Raw genomic sequence first — 14,276 nt, 5'->3', positions numbered from 1 at the left:
TGGAAATTGTCTGACGCAGCCATTAGTGTGCGAAGATGTCTGTCTCGGGCCAGCCAGCTAGATCAAGTTTTGCTCGTGCCGGCAGAAAATCGAAACAGGACTGCGCTAGTTCCAGACGACCTTCACGGACAAGACGACGGTTAAGCTCGTCACGTAACCGGTGCAGATAAAGAACATCCGAGGCAGCATATTCAAGTTGGGCTTCGGTAAGAGTTTCAGCGCCCCAATCAGACGATTGCTGCTGCTTCGAGACGTCTACATGCAGAAGTTCTTGCAGCAGAAACTTCAGGCCATGGCGATCAGTATAAGTGCGGATCAGCTTGCTGGCGATCTTGGTGCAATAAACCGGTGCCGCAAGAGCGCCAATAGCATTGTACATTGCAGCAATGTCAAATCTGCCAAAATGAAAAAGCTTCAGGACTTCGGGATTTTCCAGCATGGCCGCCAAATTGGGCGCGCTTGTCTGGTCTTTCTCAAACTGCACCAAATGCGCATTACCGTCGCCACCCGACATCTGTACGACACAAAGTCGGTCGCGATGCGGGTTTAGCCCCATGGTTTCACAGTCTATCGCCACGACCGGTCCAAGGTCCAACCCGTCCGGCAGGTCATTTTTATAAAGATGGTTTGCCATGTGATCCTTTCCCGGAGGAAATGGAACCCAAAAAGAGGGTGCTGGAATGCATTCCTACCGAAGCTTGACCTAATGCTTTTTCATCGCCTTCTCAAGATGTTGATTCCAATTCAGGAATAAGACCTGTGCCGCGCATTGACGCAAAGATGCTTGCGGTCACAGAAAGGCTCGGCCACAAAGCAAAGCAGGATTTACTGGATTTATACACCAATGGCCGATCAGACACATTCACCCCTCACGGCCCGCGCGGCCGATTTTCTGGCCCGTCGCCTGTACGAGGCCGGATGCCGCCACGCATTTGGGATGCCGGGCGGTGAGGTGCTGACAGTGGTGGATGCGCTGCAAAAGGCCGGGATCGAATGTGTGCTGGCGCGTCATGAAAATGCCGCAGCTTTCATGGCCGAAGGGGTCTGGCACCGCACCGGTACGCCGGGAATATTGATTGCTACCTTAGGTCCCGGCGTGCTTAACGGGGTAAATGCGATTGCCAACGCGTATCAGGATCGGGTGCCGCTTATTGTCTTGTCAGGCTGTGTCGAAGAAGACGAGGCGCTGACGTATACGCATCAGGTGTTGGACCATCAGAAGGTTCTGGCCCCGATTACGAAAGCAACATTCCGGATGACCGCCAAGGGCGCAGATATTGTGGCGGATAAGGCAGTAACTATTGCCATCGAAGGCCGGCCTGGGCCGGTGCATATCGATGTACCGATTGAGGTGGCGGATGCTCAGGTTACACTATCCAGTTTGCGCAGACGCCCAGTGGCAGAACCAATGGTACCTGCAGATGGTGCGGCGCTTGAGGCCGCCCGCAGCTGGCTGGGGGCAGCGGAACGGCCGGTTATGATCGTAGGTCTTGATGCGATGAACGAAGCCTCGGGAGAGGATATCCGGCAGGTGGCCGAGACCCATCGTATTCCGGTAATCACGACCTACAAAGCCAAGGGCGTGCTGGACGAGATGCATCCCATGGCCCTGGGCGGGGCAGGGTTGTCTCCGCTGGCCGACAAGGTGCTGGTGCCATTTGTAGAAAAGGCCGATCTGATCCTTTGCGTGGGCTATGACCCGATCGAGATGCGCCCGGGCTGGCGTGAAATCTGGGATCCGGCAAAAGTAAATGTGATCGACATCGCGGCTGTACCCAACCACCAGTACATGCATCAGGCGACGACAAACTTTGTCGGCCACAGCGGCGCGACGCTGCGCCGGCTGGCCGATGGGGTTGCTCCGCGCAATACATGGGTTGGTGGAGAGTTAGAGACTGTTAAATCTCAACTTATCAAAGCCTTTCCAACCGACCAGAGCTGGGGTGCAACCGCTGCCGTGGATGAATGCCGAAAGGTTTTGCCAGAAGAAACGGTTGCTACCGTCGACAGCGGTGCGCATCGGATTCTGTTATCACAGATGTGGACGACGCTTGAGCCACGTGGGCTGCTGCAATCTTCGGCGCTTTGCACGATGGGCTGTGCTGTGCCGCTGGCAATTGGGGCGAAACTGGCTGATCCCAAGCGCCCGGTTGTCAGCTTTTCAGGCGATGCCGGGTTCCTGATGGTCGCCGGGGAGCTGTCGACTGTGGCTGACCTGAACCTGCCGGTTATATTCGTGGTGTTTGTTGATGCCAGCCTTTCGCTGATTGAGAAAAAACAGCGCGAAAGGCAACTACCAAATGCTGCGGTTGATTTCGGTCATCACGACTTTGAAGCTATCGGAAAGGCCTTTGGGGGTAACGGCGTGACAGTCCGTTCGCGGGGCGAATTGCGAGCTGCCCTTCAAAGCGCACTGGTGGCTGACCGTTTCACCGTGATTGCTGCCGAGATTGAGCGTGGCGCCTATGATAAACGTATCTGAAAGATTTGACCCATGACCGGACCCCTTGATGGCCTTGTGATCCTTGACCTAAGCCGCATTTTGGCTGGGCCGACCTGTACCCAGCTATTGGGTGATCTAGGGGCAGAGGTGATCAAGATTGAAAGCCCCGAACAGGGCGATGACACGCGCAGCTGGGGCCCTCCCTTTGCGATGGACGCAAACGGCAATCCCACGGACCTTTCGGCTTATTTCATGTGCGCCAACCGCAACAAGAAATCCGTGGTGGTCGATCTGACCGACCCAGAGGGGCAAAAAGCGCTGTTCAAACTGGCAGGCCGTGCTGATGTGGTGATCGAAAATTTCAAACCGGACGGCCTGAAGAAATACGGGCTGGACCATGATACGCTTTGCGCAGCCTATCCCGGACTGGTTTATTGCTCAATTTCGGGATTTGGGCAGACCGGACCGAACCGCGAAAAGCCGGGCTATGATCTGATGGCACAGGGTTTTGGCGGAATCATGAGCATTACCGGCGAGGCAGGGCGAGAGCCGATGAAAGTGGGTGTTGGCATTGCCGATGTGGTCTGCGGGCTTTATGCGACGGTGGGCATTCTGGCAGCCCTCAGACACAGGGATGCGACAGGTGAGGGCCAACATATTGATCTGGCTCTGGTGGATACGCAGATGTCCTGGTTGATCAACCAGGGTCTGAATTACCTGACCTCAGGAAATGTGCCGACGCGGGCAGGCAATGCGCACCCCAATATCGTGCCTTATCAGGTGTTTGAAACCAGCGATGGCTATGTGATTGTCGCGGTGGGTAATGATAGCCAATACACTAGGTTCTGCGACTTTATTGGTAAGCCCGATTGGGCCACCGACCCACGATTTGCAACCAATACCGCAAGGCTCAGCAATCGCGAAATCCTGGTACCGATGATTTCCGAGGTTTTGCGTGGGCTGACCACGACCGCTGTGATTGAAGGGCTTGAGATACGCAAGGTGCCGGTTGGGCCGGTCAATACTCTGGAAGGGGCGTTGCGCTCGGATCAGGCGGCGGCCCGAGAAATGACAATTTCCATGCCTGCGCCGCAAACCGGCAAGGGCGAAGTCGAATTGCTGGGTAACCCGCTGAAGTTTTCCCGGACCCCTGTCAGCTACCGCTGCGCACCGCCGTCCCTGGGGGCGGATACCAAGGCTGTGCTGAACGATCTCAAAGAGGGCGACTAAGGGCGCCGCAACAAATCCTCGCGCCATAGTGATTTGCCTGAACGACCGTTCGAGCATTAACAGTTGGTAAACAAAAGGTGTTTTCATGGTGCGTCTACTGCTGATTTCAGCCCTGATAACTGTGACTGCGGCGCTCGCTTCGGCGCTAGAGACCCGCGAGGGTTGGGTCATACATGATACTGGGAAAAGTTTCGACGAGTTGGTTGGTGCAGTGCGTGCGGCGGTGAAAAAAGCGCCAATTGCCGTCGTTACCCAAGCCAGCGCATCCGATGGGGCGCGATCGCAGGGCCACGAAATACTAGGTAACCGGGTTTTCGGGCTTTATCGCAACGATTATGCCCGTCGAATGCTGGCCGCCAGCGTGGCATCGGGCATCGAAGCACCGATTCGGCTTTATGTGACAGAAAACGCCGATGGCACAGCGAGCCTGAGCTACAAAACCCCAACGGCGGTTTTTTTGCCCTATTTTGACGAGGGCGGGGATGCGCTGCGCGATCTGGCGACCGAGCTGGACGGCATTTTCGATAGTGTCGCCGAAATGGCGATAAACGATTGAAAACTGCGCAAAATTGCCAAGGCCAGGGCTATTTAAGCGGTAAGACGCCGAAATTGCTTCGCCTGTTGGTGGAACTGCTGCCAACGGATTCTCAACTTTGATACGGTCGCGATAACGTATTGGTGAGAACAGGGTCTGGCCTGTTGCTGGGGCGTTACTTAGCGGGCTAGCTGACTAGGAAATTCTTACGACCGAAAGGAAATCGGGCCATGCGTAGTGATCAATTTGGGTATGAAATGTCAATCACCTCGCCCGAGGCTGCAAAAGCTTGGGATGCGATGGTGATGGCTTTCCTTGCCCATGCCGCAAGGACACCCGAATATTTGGGGGCCGCCTTGAAGGAAGCGCCTGACTTTGCGATGGCGCATGCCACCAAGGGGCTTTTCTTTCTGATGCTGGGCCGTCGGGAACTGACAGAAACCGCACAAGACGCATTTGTAGCAGCCAAAGCTGCAGCGGACGCCAGTTCGCAAACTGAGCGTGAAATGGGATATGTTCGGGCGCTTGGCGCATGGTTGGATGGACATCCCAGCAGATCCATCCATGAGATGGAGACGATCCTTAAACATTGTCCCGAAGATGCGTTGGCGATGAAGATCAGCCACGCCATCAGGTTCATCTTGGGAGATTCTGCTGGTATGCGCCGGTCGGTCGAGGCGGTTCTGACAGCCTATGACACAAAGCATCCGGCGAGGGGTTATCTTTTTGGGTGCCACGCGTTTTCATTGGAAGAAACCGGCGAATATGCGCGGGCAGAAACAGCGGGGCGTATGGGTCTTAGTCTGGTGTCTGATGATGCTTGGGGCCTGCATGCGGTGGCGCATGTACACGACATGACGGGCAATTCTAAGGCGGGCCTTGACTGGTTGACGGGCCGTGAAAACGCCTGGGCCCACTGCAATAACTTCCGTTACCACGTCTGGTGGCACAAGGCATTGATGCACTTGGATCAGGGCGAGATAGACACCGTTTTCGCGCTTTACGATTCCCAAATCCGCAAAGACCAGACGGATGATTATCGCGATATATCGAACGCAACGTCTTTGCTCAGCCGGTTGGAGTTGGAAGGCGTTGATGTGGGGAATCGTTGGGAAGAGTTGGCGGATTTGTCCGAACGCCGAACCGAAGATGGTTGCCTTGTTTTTGCAGATCTTCACTACCTACTTGCGCTGATTGGCGGTGATCGCAAGCAGGCGGTTCAAGATATGTTGGCAAGGCTGCACCGTGATGCCAAAGCAACGTCGGAATCTGAAATGAAGGCGCGAATGGCAACACCCGGCCTATCGGCGGCAACCGGGCTTGAGGCGTTTGGTGAAGGCGACTACAAAACGGCGTTTTACAATCTTGGACGGGCCCGACATAACATGCAAATGGCAGGCGGTAGCCACGCTCAGCGTGATGTATTCGAAAGATTAACCATTGACGCCGCGATCCGTGGTGGGTTCTTGGAGGATGCCGAGGCAATTTTACGCGAACGTACGGCGCAAAGGGCCGGACGTCAGGATAATTATGCTGCGGTCCGCATGGATCTGATTTCTGCTTCGCGCGGGAATTGGAACCAAGCCGACCGCCTGCCTGCAGAATAGTTGCGGAAAGCCCAGGGAGAGCTGACACGGCATGACAAGTATTGCTGATCCGGCCATGGCCCAACCCCGGTCTAATGTAGCTGCCGCAAAGCCTGCGGTGTCGACGCGGGATATCCGTCTGGATTTTTTTCGCGGTCTGGCGATGTTCATTATCCTGTGTGCACACACGCCAAGGAATTTTTTCACCAGCTGGATTCCTGCCAGGTGGGGTTTTTCGGACGCCACAGAGATATTCGTGTTTTGTTCGGGTATGGCCTCGGCCGTCGCCTTTGGGCGTGCGTTTGACCGGGCGGGATGGAGGCTGGGCGCGTCACGTGTTTCTTATCGCGTCTGGCAGGTTTATTGGGCGCATATCGGCATGTTTCTTGCGATTGCCACGCTGCTGGCGGCAATTGATCAGTTCGGCGGGTTTGACAAATCCTATATCGGGTCGCTGAACCTGTGGAAATTCTTTGCTGATCCGGGCCCTCAGCTGGTGGGGCTTTTCACGCTGACCTACGTGCCCAACTATTTTGATATCCTGCCGATGTATATGATCATCCTGCTGATGATGCCCGCTGTCATGGCGCTGAGCCGGGTCAACCTTTGGTTTGTAGCGCTAGCGGTGGCGCTGGTCTGGTTGATGGCACAACGCTCGGTGCTAGAGGCGCTTGGCATGCTGGGCTGGCATTTCGGTTTCCCGGCTGAACCCTGGTCGGATCGCAAGTGGTTCTTCAATCCGTTTGGCTGGCAGCTGATCTTCTTCAGTGGATTTGCCTTCATGCGCGGCTGGCTGCCCAAGCCACCGGTACACCGTGCGCTGATCATGTTGGCGGGTGTAATCGTCGTGGCCAATATCCCGCTGTCAAATATCGGTGTACGCGAATTTGGGTTTGACTGGGCAAAAGACTGGCGGATTGACAATCGCGGTCTGTTCAACAAATCCGATTTCGGCATTCTGCGCTATGTGCATTTTCTGGCACTGGCTTATCTGTGCTGGGTTGCGGCGGGCGATGGCGGCAAACGCCTTATTGCCTCAGGCCACGGGTTTACGGCGCGGGCCTGGGACACATTTTTGGCGATGATCCTGAAGGTTGGTCAGCAATCCTTGGCGGTGTTCGTTTTCTCGATGTTCTTCGCGCGCCTGTCGGGCTTTGTGATGGATCAGGTCGGTCGCACGACGTGGAACATGACGCTGGCCAACTTTGTCGGATTTGCTGCGCTGATCGCCGTTGCCTATGGCGTGTCGTGGTTCAAGTCCCAACCTTGGCGGAAACACTCATGAAGCGCCGGGATTTCTTCAAGATGATAGCAGCGGTCGCTGCAAGCCCGACATTCGCGACCGGCCTTGAGTCGCAGAAGGACGAGGCATTTTCGGAGGAAATGCTGCATCGGCTGGCGCAAGACGTGGCAGATATGCCCTATCGGGATCGTCCCATGGTTCCCAAAGCCATGCAGGACTGGTCTTATGAGCAGTACAAATCCATCTGGTTCAACACCAGTAAAGGAATTTGGACCGGGACAGAATCGCCTCTTCAGGTTGATCTGTTTCATCCTGGATTGTTCTATCCCCACCCGGTCGAAATTAACCTGGTCGAGAACGGCAGATCACGGACACTGCCATTTGATTGGGGTTTGTTTGACAAAACTGACAAGGCACCCACCCTGCCGACCCAAGGCAATTTGGGGTTTTCTGGCTTGCGGCTGCGAAGTGAGCTGGAAAAACCAGAGATATTTCAAGAGTATGCTGTGTTTCAAGGAGCAAGCTATTTCCGTGTGATTGCCAAGGATCTGGTTTATGGTTTGTCAGCCCGCGGTCTGGCGGTAAACACTGCCGACCAAGACGGTGAAGAATTTCCTGATTTCACCCGGTTCTGGATCGAGCGCCCAAAGGCGGGCGCACATGCGCATGTCATTCATGCGTTAATGGAATCGCCTTCGGTGACCGGGCTCTATCACTTCACCCTCTACCCGGGGCCAACAACCGAAGTTGATGTGCGCGTCAGCTTGTTTCCCCGCGATGATCTTAAGAATGTTGGGTTGGGGCCACTGACCTCGATGTTCTATTTTGATGAAACCAACCGTGGACGGTTTGATGATTTCCGCCCGGCAGTGCACGATAGTGACGGGCTGAGCATTTTGAATGGCCGCGGTGAGATGATCTGGCGACCGCTTGCCAACCCCAAACAGATTCAGATCTCAAGTTTTGTGGATGAAAATCCCCAGGGTTTTGGACTGGCGCAACGCGAGCGCAGGTTTTCGGACTTTGCCGATCTTGAGGCGCTCTACCACAAGCGCCCAAGCCTGTGGATTTCACCTGGTGAGGACTGGGGCAAAGGGGCCATAACGCTGGTTGAGATCCCAACCAACAAGGAAATCTACGACAATATAGTTGCCTACTGGCGCCCACGAGAACCACTGGCGGCGGGACAGGAACACAACTTCAGCTACCGCATGACGTGGTGTGCACAGATTCCTGAGAAAAAGCCGGTTGCGCCGGTGCTGAACAGCCGCATTGGCAAGGGATTCACTGACAATGAAAATAAGGTCGTAACGATTGATTTTGCCCCGCATTCGGCCTTGCCCGAGGTCTTTGACGATATCACGATCCACGTCAGTTCAAACCGTCTGAAAGTTTCGGATGGGGTTTTGCAGCGAAATCCAGAAACCGGCGGACCGCGCCTGGCGTTTTCTTTTGACCCAGGCGATGTGAAATCAGCCGAGTTGCGTGCGCAACTGATGTTTCAAGGTCGCTCGGTGTCAGAAGTGTGGTTGTACCGATGGACAACCTGACGCCCTTTCCCCTTGCGGCGCACATGCCAGCGCCAGATCCGTTGAATGTGCCCGTACAGGATTTACGAAAACCTCATCGCGATCCCCTGGCGCCGGAATGGGCGCCTGCTCGTTATATCTGGCTCAGGCGCGCGGTTACTTTCTTACCCGCGGTTGCAACAACGGCTTCCTTGTCAGCCGCCTTCGCCGACTGGCTGTCGGATGGTGGAATGTGGTGGCTTGAATGGGTGCTGGTCGTATTGGTTACCCTTACTTTTTTCTGGATTTCCTTGTCTGTTGGCACGGCGACTCTTGGTCTGCTTCGGGTCGTCTGGCGCAAGCATCAGTGTCTCGGTGGCCAGGTTGATCCGATGCGGATTGCCTTGCTTGTTCCTGTCTTTAACGAGGATACCCCCGAGGTGTTTGGCAACGCTTGCGCGATGATGCTGTCGCTGTCACAATCCGATACTGCACACAGGTTTGAGTTGTTTGTTCTGAGTGATACGCAGGATCCGGAAATTGCTATGGCCGAGCAGCGTGCTTTTGCTACTTTGCGCGCAACCCTGCCGCGCGCTGCAGCTGTATGGTATCGCCGGCGGCCACAAAATACCGATCGTAAATCCGGTAATATCGCACAATGGGTCGAAACGTATGGCGCCGCTTATCAGGCGATGGTCGTGCTGGATGCTGACAGCCTGATGAGTGCTGATGCGTTGGTCTGTCTCGCCGATGAAATGGCGACTGATCCCGCGGCCGGGCTGATTCAATCCAGTCCGGTGCTGGTGGGATCCAGTACCTTGTTTGGTCGGGCCCAGCAGTTTGCAACTGTAGTATACGGTAGCCTGCTCAGCGAAGGGCTGGCTGGCTGGTCAGGTAATGAGGGAAACTATTGGGGCCACAATGCGATCATTCGCACCGCCGCCTTTGCTGCCTGCGCTGGTCTGCCACGCATGCCATCGCTTTGGGGCAAGGGCGGGCTGATCATGAGCCACGATTTTGTCGAGGCAGGTCTTCTGCGGCGTGCGGGCTGGGCTGTTCGTTTTCTGCCTTCGGTATCTGGCAGCTATGAAGAGCCACCCGCGACGCTGATCGACTATGCCTTGCGTGACCGCCGTTGGTGTCATGGTAACCTTCAGCACCTAAGGCTTCTGGCGACGCGCGGGATGCATCCGGTGTCGCGGTTTCATCTGTTTCACGGCGCTGTCAGTTACCTGCTGTCACCGGCCTGGTTCGGCCTGTTGGTGATCTGGGCTTTGCTCGGAAACGGACCGGACAGCGTTATAACCTATTTCTCGGACGAAAACCCGCTTTATCCGGTCTGGCCAGAGATGAGCCATGTCAGTTCGTTTCTGATCCTGTTGTTCATGTACGGGATGTTGCTGGCACCCAAAGTGCTGGGCGCCGCAACACTTGGCCTGTCTGGCATCAAGATCGACAAGTTGGGTGGATGGCGGCGATTTGTCCTGTCATTTATCAGCGAGGTTGTAATCTCGATCCTGTTTGCCCCGGTCATGATGGTGCAGCAGTTGGTTGCGGTACTGCGCACGGCGATTGGCATCAAACCGATCTGGTCGCCACAGGCGCGTAAGGGTGGCAACTATAGCCTTTTGACCACGCTAAATTTTCACGCGCTGGAAACGGTCAGTGGCATTTTGCTGATCATAGGTATGCTGGCCGGAGTCGTTTCGCTTTGGTTGATTCCGATTGCGATAAGCCTTGCCGGGGCGGTGCCGTTGTCGATGTTGTCATCTGCTAACCTGGCGCAATGGCGAACGACACGTTATCTGTTGGCAACACCCGAATTTTTCTCGGTGCCAGACATTCTGCAACTGGCACGCAGCCAGCGGCAAGTCTTTCGCGCAACTTCCGATCAAAAGCTGGCAGCAGAGTAGCGGGCGATTTTGTTTCAATCTGCGCGTCGGTCAAGTGCGAATTGTTTAATCGGCATTTGCATCCAGACCCTCAAACCAGTCCAGTACCATATCGGCCCAACCGGGTGGCACCCCGTGACCGCCATCAAACAGGGCAAGTTCCAACGCGGTGCTGGGGAAGCATTTGTTCCAAATTCGACGCCAGAACAGACCCTTGGTGTCAAACTGATCCGCCCGGTAATTGGCGCAGCCGTTGACGGTTCGCCAGATTAGCATAGCGTGAAATACATCGCCTTGTGCCAGGGTTTTATCGCCGATCTGCCTCAGGATACGTCCCTCTAAGGGTACCGTCTTGTCGCGCCACCCATGGGTGTGCAGAAGACGCACGGGGCCAGCACAATGTTCGGGATGCGGTCGCCACAGATTGCCAGCCACAGGCGCATATGCTGAAAAATCACTGGGGTGATCGCAGGCAATATAGCTGGCCAGTGAACCGCCGATCGAAAAGCCGGCAAGGATCGTGCGCTTTGGGTCAAGATTGAACCGTTTTGTGGCATCTGCCAGAACATCGCGGATAAAGGCCCGTTCGTCTCTGCGTTTGACAAAAAATGGATGGAACGACCATCCACTACGCATGCGACCCGGGCGTATCAATCCGTTTGGTGCGATATAAGCGTACCCACGACTGACAGCGGTTCCAGAGATTCCACCCGAGCCCACCAGCGCGGCCCCTTTTCCACCGGCGCCATGCAGAAACACCATGACAGGATGCGGCCCGGGCCCCTCAGGCAGAACGATGTGATAGGTGCCGGCCGAAATCTCGCAAGGAGTTTCAGGGCCACCACAATTCTCTTGTGAATGAGCCGTAGCAGCTCCGAGTGCCAGAAGGGCTGCGGCGAACCACTTCAATAGGCGACCACAGGCAAGCCCCGCTCAACCCAGCCGGGCCCGGCGCGGGAACCTGTCATGCCTTCGGGCACGTCAATGATATGGGTGAAACCAGCCTTTTCCAGTTTTAGACTTGTTCGGTCTGAACGCACCCCGGCGGCACAGATCAGGGCCACCGGTTTGGACCGGTCGCCGCCGGTCACTTCAAGAAGGGCGTCGACAAAGTCTTTGCGCCGCATGTCGATGGGATGGGCGCCTTCACCGATGCCGGTCTTTTTCCATTCATCGGGGCGGCGAATGTCGATCAGCAAAACGTCACCATTTACCGCCGCTTCATGCGCCTCGGGTGGCGTCATTTCGGCGCCTTCAAATTCGGGGCGCATCGCCCACATTCCGACACTAGCGACAGCAACTGCTGCGGTTGCCAGCAACAGGTTACGTCGATTCATGAGTTGGGCCATCGGTCATTCCTTGGCATAACGGGCCACAATGTCAGCCACCTGTGTTGCTGGCAAAATCGGAGGCAACAGTGTTAGAACCTTGCCTTGCCCATCCAACAAATAAATGTGGCTGCCATGAGCATAGATCGGTCCGTATTCCGGGTCATCCATGATCTTTTCGAATGAGACCTGATAGGCATCATACGCCATTTCCAGATCTTTTCGGCTACCTGTGAGGCCTACAAAATCAGACGAAATTCCCGACAGCTTTGGGCCCATCCTTTCAACGGTGTCCAGGTCGGGGTCGATGGTGATCAGTAGCGGACTTGTCTCTATTCCCCGGCGCTTTAGTTCGTCCACGGCGTCGGCCATCATTGGCAGAGCGGCACTACAGATGCCGGGGCAACTTGCATAGCCAAAGAACAAAAGCTGTAATTTACCTTCGGGATCGACCTGAGTACGTTGAACTCCGGTGTGATCAATCAGGTTGAATGGCCCGCCGATATTCCACGGCAGCGGAGCGATTTTGGTGGGCAGTGCAGCAGGGTTAGCCGTGGCCGGAATGTGTTTTTCAGATCCATGGGCAAAGGCACTTGCGGCCGCCAGAATGCTGGCGGCACAAAAGCAACTGGCAATGCGTAACCTCACTCGAACAGCTCCTTGATGAAGGGTTGTTCAGCTTCAACACCAATTCCGGTGTAGCCGTCCTCAGCGATCGCTGCCCTGACCCTTGGATCACGACGGAACCAGGGACCTTTACCCTTTGCGTCCGGATTTGCCTTGGCCCATTTCTTGGTCCAGCTATTTGCCTTGGTCCAGTTTTCCTCGCCCACCAGACGGATTTTCTGCACAAGATAAATGTTCTTGGCGGCAAGATCAGGGTCTTCAATCAACAGGCCGTCAACCTCGACATCGGCACTGCAGTAAGGCAGCAGTTCGAGCGCGGCACCGGTAAAGGCTGCTTGCGCGTTTTTGTTTGGATAAACCAGTGCTTTATCTGCTGCGCGCAACAGCCCCAACTGCCGCCGCCCGTCACCGCAGTTTTCAGGGCAGTCGCCAGTCAGTTCGCACAGGATATCGACAACTTTCGCCTCAAATCTGGCGGGCTTTTCAGCGTAAAGGTTCCAAGTTTTTGCGCCGGAACCTGCTGAGAAATCCTGCGCTGCAGCAGGTGCCGCCAGAAGAGCAAGAATCAAAATGATGCGTTTCACTTGTCTGATCTCACTTCTTGGGTTCGGGAATGGCGAAGCCGGGGACAGGCCCGTAATCTTCATGATTCAGATTGGTAATGCCGTGGTCGGCAACGATTTTTTCCACCACGATATATTTCAATCCGTCTCGTTCGTAATAAATGCCATCAGCAGTGATTTCGTGACTGGCAAGGCTAAGTTGAGTGTTGCCGCCAGCGGATCCGTCATCGCCTTCGATCTTGAGCACCATGTAAACCTGTCCGTCTTCACCCAGAAGGCCGACAGGAATGCCGCCGGCAGAGCACCACAGCGCGCAGGTATGATGCGCGCTGCCAATTACTGCATCCGGGCCACCCATTACACCTGAAAAATAACACCAGGTATCAATCATTTCGCCTTTGATCTGGATACGCTTACCCTCAGCGGCCAGCGCCGTTGCCGGTAAAGTCAGAGCCAAGCCAAGCAGTGTGAATATGTTCCGCATTTAGCCTTCCTAAATTCAGCAATATAGAGTGATTATCTCATAGCTTTGGAGCCAAACCCACGCTCTTTTTTTCAATGTTTCGTGAGAGTAGGTTACCATGTTTCAATAGCACTCACTATACGACTGTCAGGGTGCTTTGTGTGATCCGTGGGACCGGGGAGTTCGAAAGACCGCGGAACGCCCCTCGCTCTGAGTGATACTGGTAAAATCGCGCGAATTATTTAAGAATCGCACATTTACCAATGTTCGGGATGATAGCGAAAAAAGTACCAGTCTCAAAAATAATGAGATTTGCTAAGCGGCTGAATTCTGGAGAATTGGTGCCAGGAGAGGACCAAATAATTAAATACAAGCCTTTGATTTTAAATTGTTAACTGCCGTAAGGTTTTTATTGATACCCCCACCGATACCCCGGTTGGAAAAGAAATTTGGAAGTTCGAGTGCCAAACGATGACACAATCCAGTGCTTTCCTTGGATTCTCTTTTGATACCAGAACACCGCTAAAATACCCAGATATAGACAAACAGTTCATCCGCTTAAGTCTTGATCTGTGCGCCAAGCTTGCTAGCGTGAACGCCTCTCGGGAGATTTGTCGAAACCCGAGCATCGCGATGCTCTTCTATCATGGAGAGATCGTGATGAAGATACTGTCAAAACGCCAAGTTACGGAGTTGGTCTTGTATTCCCCGCAACACATCGCACGTCTGGATGTCTGACGTCAGCGCTTATGGGTCCAAATAGGGTGATTTGATAAGGGAGTGTTCTTGGCTCATCGTAACCACTGAGGAGTGGACGATGAGAAAGACAACTGGAACCCGCAAAAGCCCTGGCGAGAA

The 14,276-nt window shown here is 54.8% G+C and carries 13 protein-coding genes; 7 read left to right on the top strand and 6 right to left on the bottom strand.

The window, feature by feature from the left end; genetic code table 11:
- Positions 1-22: 22 nt before the first annotated feature.
- A complete protein-coding gene (locus tag PEL8287_RS10460; RefSeq protein WP_085892355.1) occupies positions 23-634 on the bottom strand; it encodes a ribonuclease D in 612 nt (203 codons plus the stop codon).
- A gap of 210 nt (positions 635-844) precedes the next feature.
- Here PEL8287_RS10460 and PEL8287_RS10455 point away from each other — a divergent pair, with 210 nt between their 5' ends.
- The 7 genes from PEL8287_RS10455 (at position 845) to mdoH (ending at position 10,458) form a co-directional block, all read left to right on the top strand.
- Positions 845-2,482 carry a thiamine pyrophosphate-binding protein gene (locus PEL8287_RS10455; RefSeq protein WP_085892354.1) on the top strand — a complete coding sequence of 546 codons (1,638 nt, stop codon included), beginning with the start codon at positions 845-847 and terminating at the stop codon, positions 2,480-2,482.
- Positions 2,483-2,494: 12 nt separating this feature from the next.
- On the top strand, positions 2,495-3,673 hold the full coding sequence (locus PEL8287_RS10450; protein ID WP_085892353.1) for a CaiB/BaiF CoA transferase family protein: 1,179 nt from the start codon (positions 2,495-2,497) through the stop codon (positions 3,671-3,673).
- A gap of 85 nt (positions 3,674-3,758) precedes the next feature.
- Positions 3,759-4,229: a DUF302 domain-containing protein gene (locus PEL8287_RS10445; RefSeq protein ID WP_085892352.1), complete on the top strand. Its 471-nt coding sequence runs from the start codon at positions 3,759-3,761 to the stop codon at positions 4,227-4,229.
- A gap of 209 nt (positions 4,230-4,438) precedes the next feature.
- Positions 4,439-5,815, top strand: a complete 1,377-nt coding sequence (locus tag PEL8287_RS10440; RefSeq protein ID WP_085892351.1) for a tetratricopeptide repeat protein — start codon at positions 4,439-4,441, stop codon at positions 5,813-5,815.
- A gap of 31 nt (positions 5,816-5,846) precedes the next feature.
- On the top strand, positions 5,847-7,079 hold the full coding sequence (locus PEL8287_RS10435) for an OpgC family protein (RefSeq protein WP_085892350.1): 1,233 nt from the start codon (positions 5,847-5,849) through the stop codon (positions 7,077-7,079).
- Positions 7,076-8,587, top strand: a complete 1,512-nt coding sequence (locus tag PEL8287_RS10430) for an OpgD/OpgG family glucan biosynthesis protein (protein ID WP_085892349.1) — start codon at positions 7,076-7,078, stop codon at positions 8,585-8,587. Before PEL8287_RS10435 ends, PEL8287_RS10430 begins: the two co-directional genes overlap by 4 nt.
- The gene (mdoH, locus tag PEL8287_RS10425; RefSeq protein ID WP_085892348.1) at positions 8,575-10,458 is read left to right on the top strand and encodes a glucans biosynthesis glucosyltransferase MdoH; all 1,884 of its coding nucleotides are present in this window, start codon (positions 8,575-8,577) and stop codon (positions 10,456-10,458) included. The genes PEL8287_RS10430 and mdoH overlap by 13 nt, the downstream gene beginning before the upstream one ends.
- A gap of 45 nt (positions 10,459-10,503) precedes the next feature.
- On the opposite strand, the gene PEL8287_RS10420 is transcribed toward mdoH, so the two are convergent.
- From PEL8287_RS10420 to PEL8287_RS10400, 5 genes are read right to left on the bottom strand one after another with little or no spacing between them, the layout of a single operon-like run.
- On the bottom strand, positions 10,504-11,346 hold the full coding sequence (locus PEL8287_RS10420; protein WP_085892347.1) for a CE1 family esterase: 843 nt from the start codon (positions 11,344-11,346) through the stop codon (positions 10,504-10,506).
- Positions 11,343-11,786: a rhodanese-like domain-containing protein gene (locus PEL8287_RS10415; RefSeq protein ID WP_085892346.1), complete on the bottom strand. Its 444-nt coding sequence runs from the start codon at positions 11,784-11,786 to the stop codon at positions 11,343-11,345. The genes PEL8287_RS10420 and PEL8287_RS10415 overlap by 4 nt, the downstream gene beginning before the upstream one ends.
- A gap of 3 nt (positions 11,787-11,789) precedes the next feature.
- Positions 11,790-12,413, bottom strand: a complete 624-nt coding sequence (locus PEL8287_RS10410; RefSeq protein ID WP_235862275.1) for an SCO family protein — start codon at positions 12,411-12,413, stop codon at positions 11,790-11,792.
- Positions 12,410-12,976, bottom strand: a complete 567-nt coding sequence (locus PEL8287_RS10405) for a hypothetical protein (RefSeq protein WP_085892345.1) — start codon at positions 12,974-12,976, stop codon at positions 12,410-12,412. Before PEL8287_RS10405 ends, PEL8287_RS10410 begins: the two co-directional genes overlap by 4 nt.
- 10 nt (positions 12,977-12,986) lie before the next feature.
- A complete protein-coding gene (locus PEL8287_RS10400; protein WP_085892344.1) occupies positions 12,987-13,439 on the bottom strand; it encodes a hypothetical protein in 453 nt (150 codons plus the stop codon).
- Between the last annotated feature and the right edge of the window lie 837 nt (positions 13,440-14,276).

Origin of the sequence: Roseovarius litorisediminis, assembly GCF_900172295.1 — a bacterium.
Taxonomy (GTDB): domain Bacteria; phylum Pseudomonadota; class Alphaproteobacteria; order Rhodobacterales; family Rhodobacteraceae; genus Roseovarius; species Roseovarius litorisediminis.
Note: the sequence above shows the minus strand (reverse complement) of the source record. Positions and strands in the feature narration are given on the sequence as shown.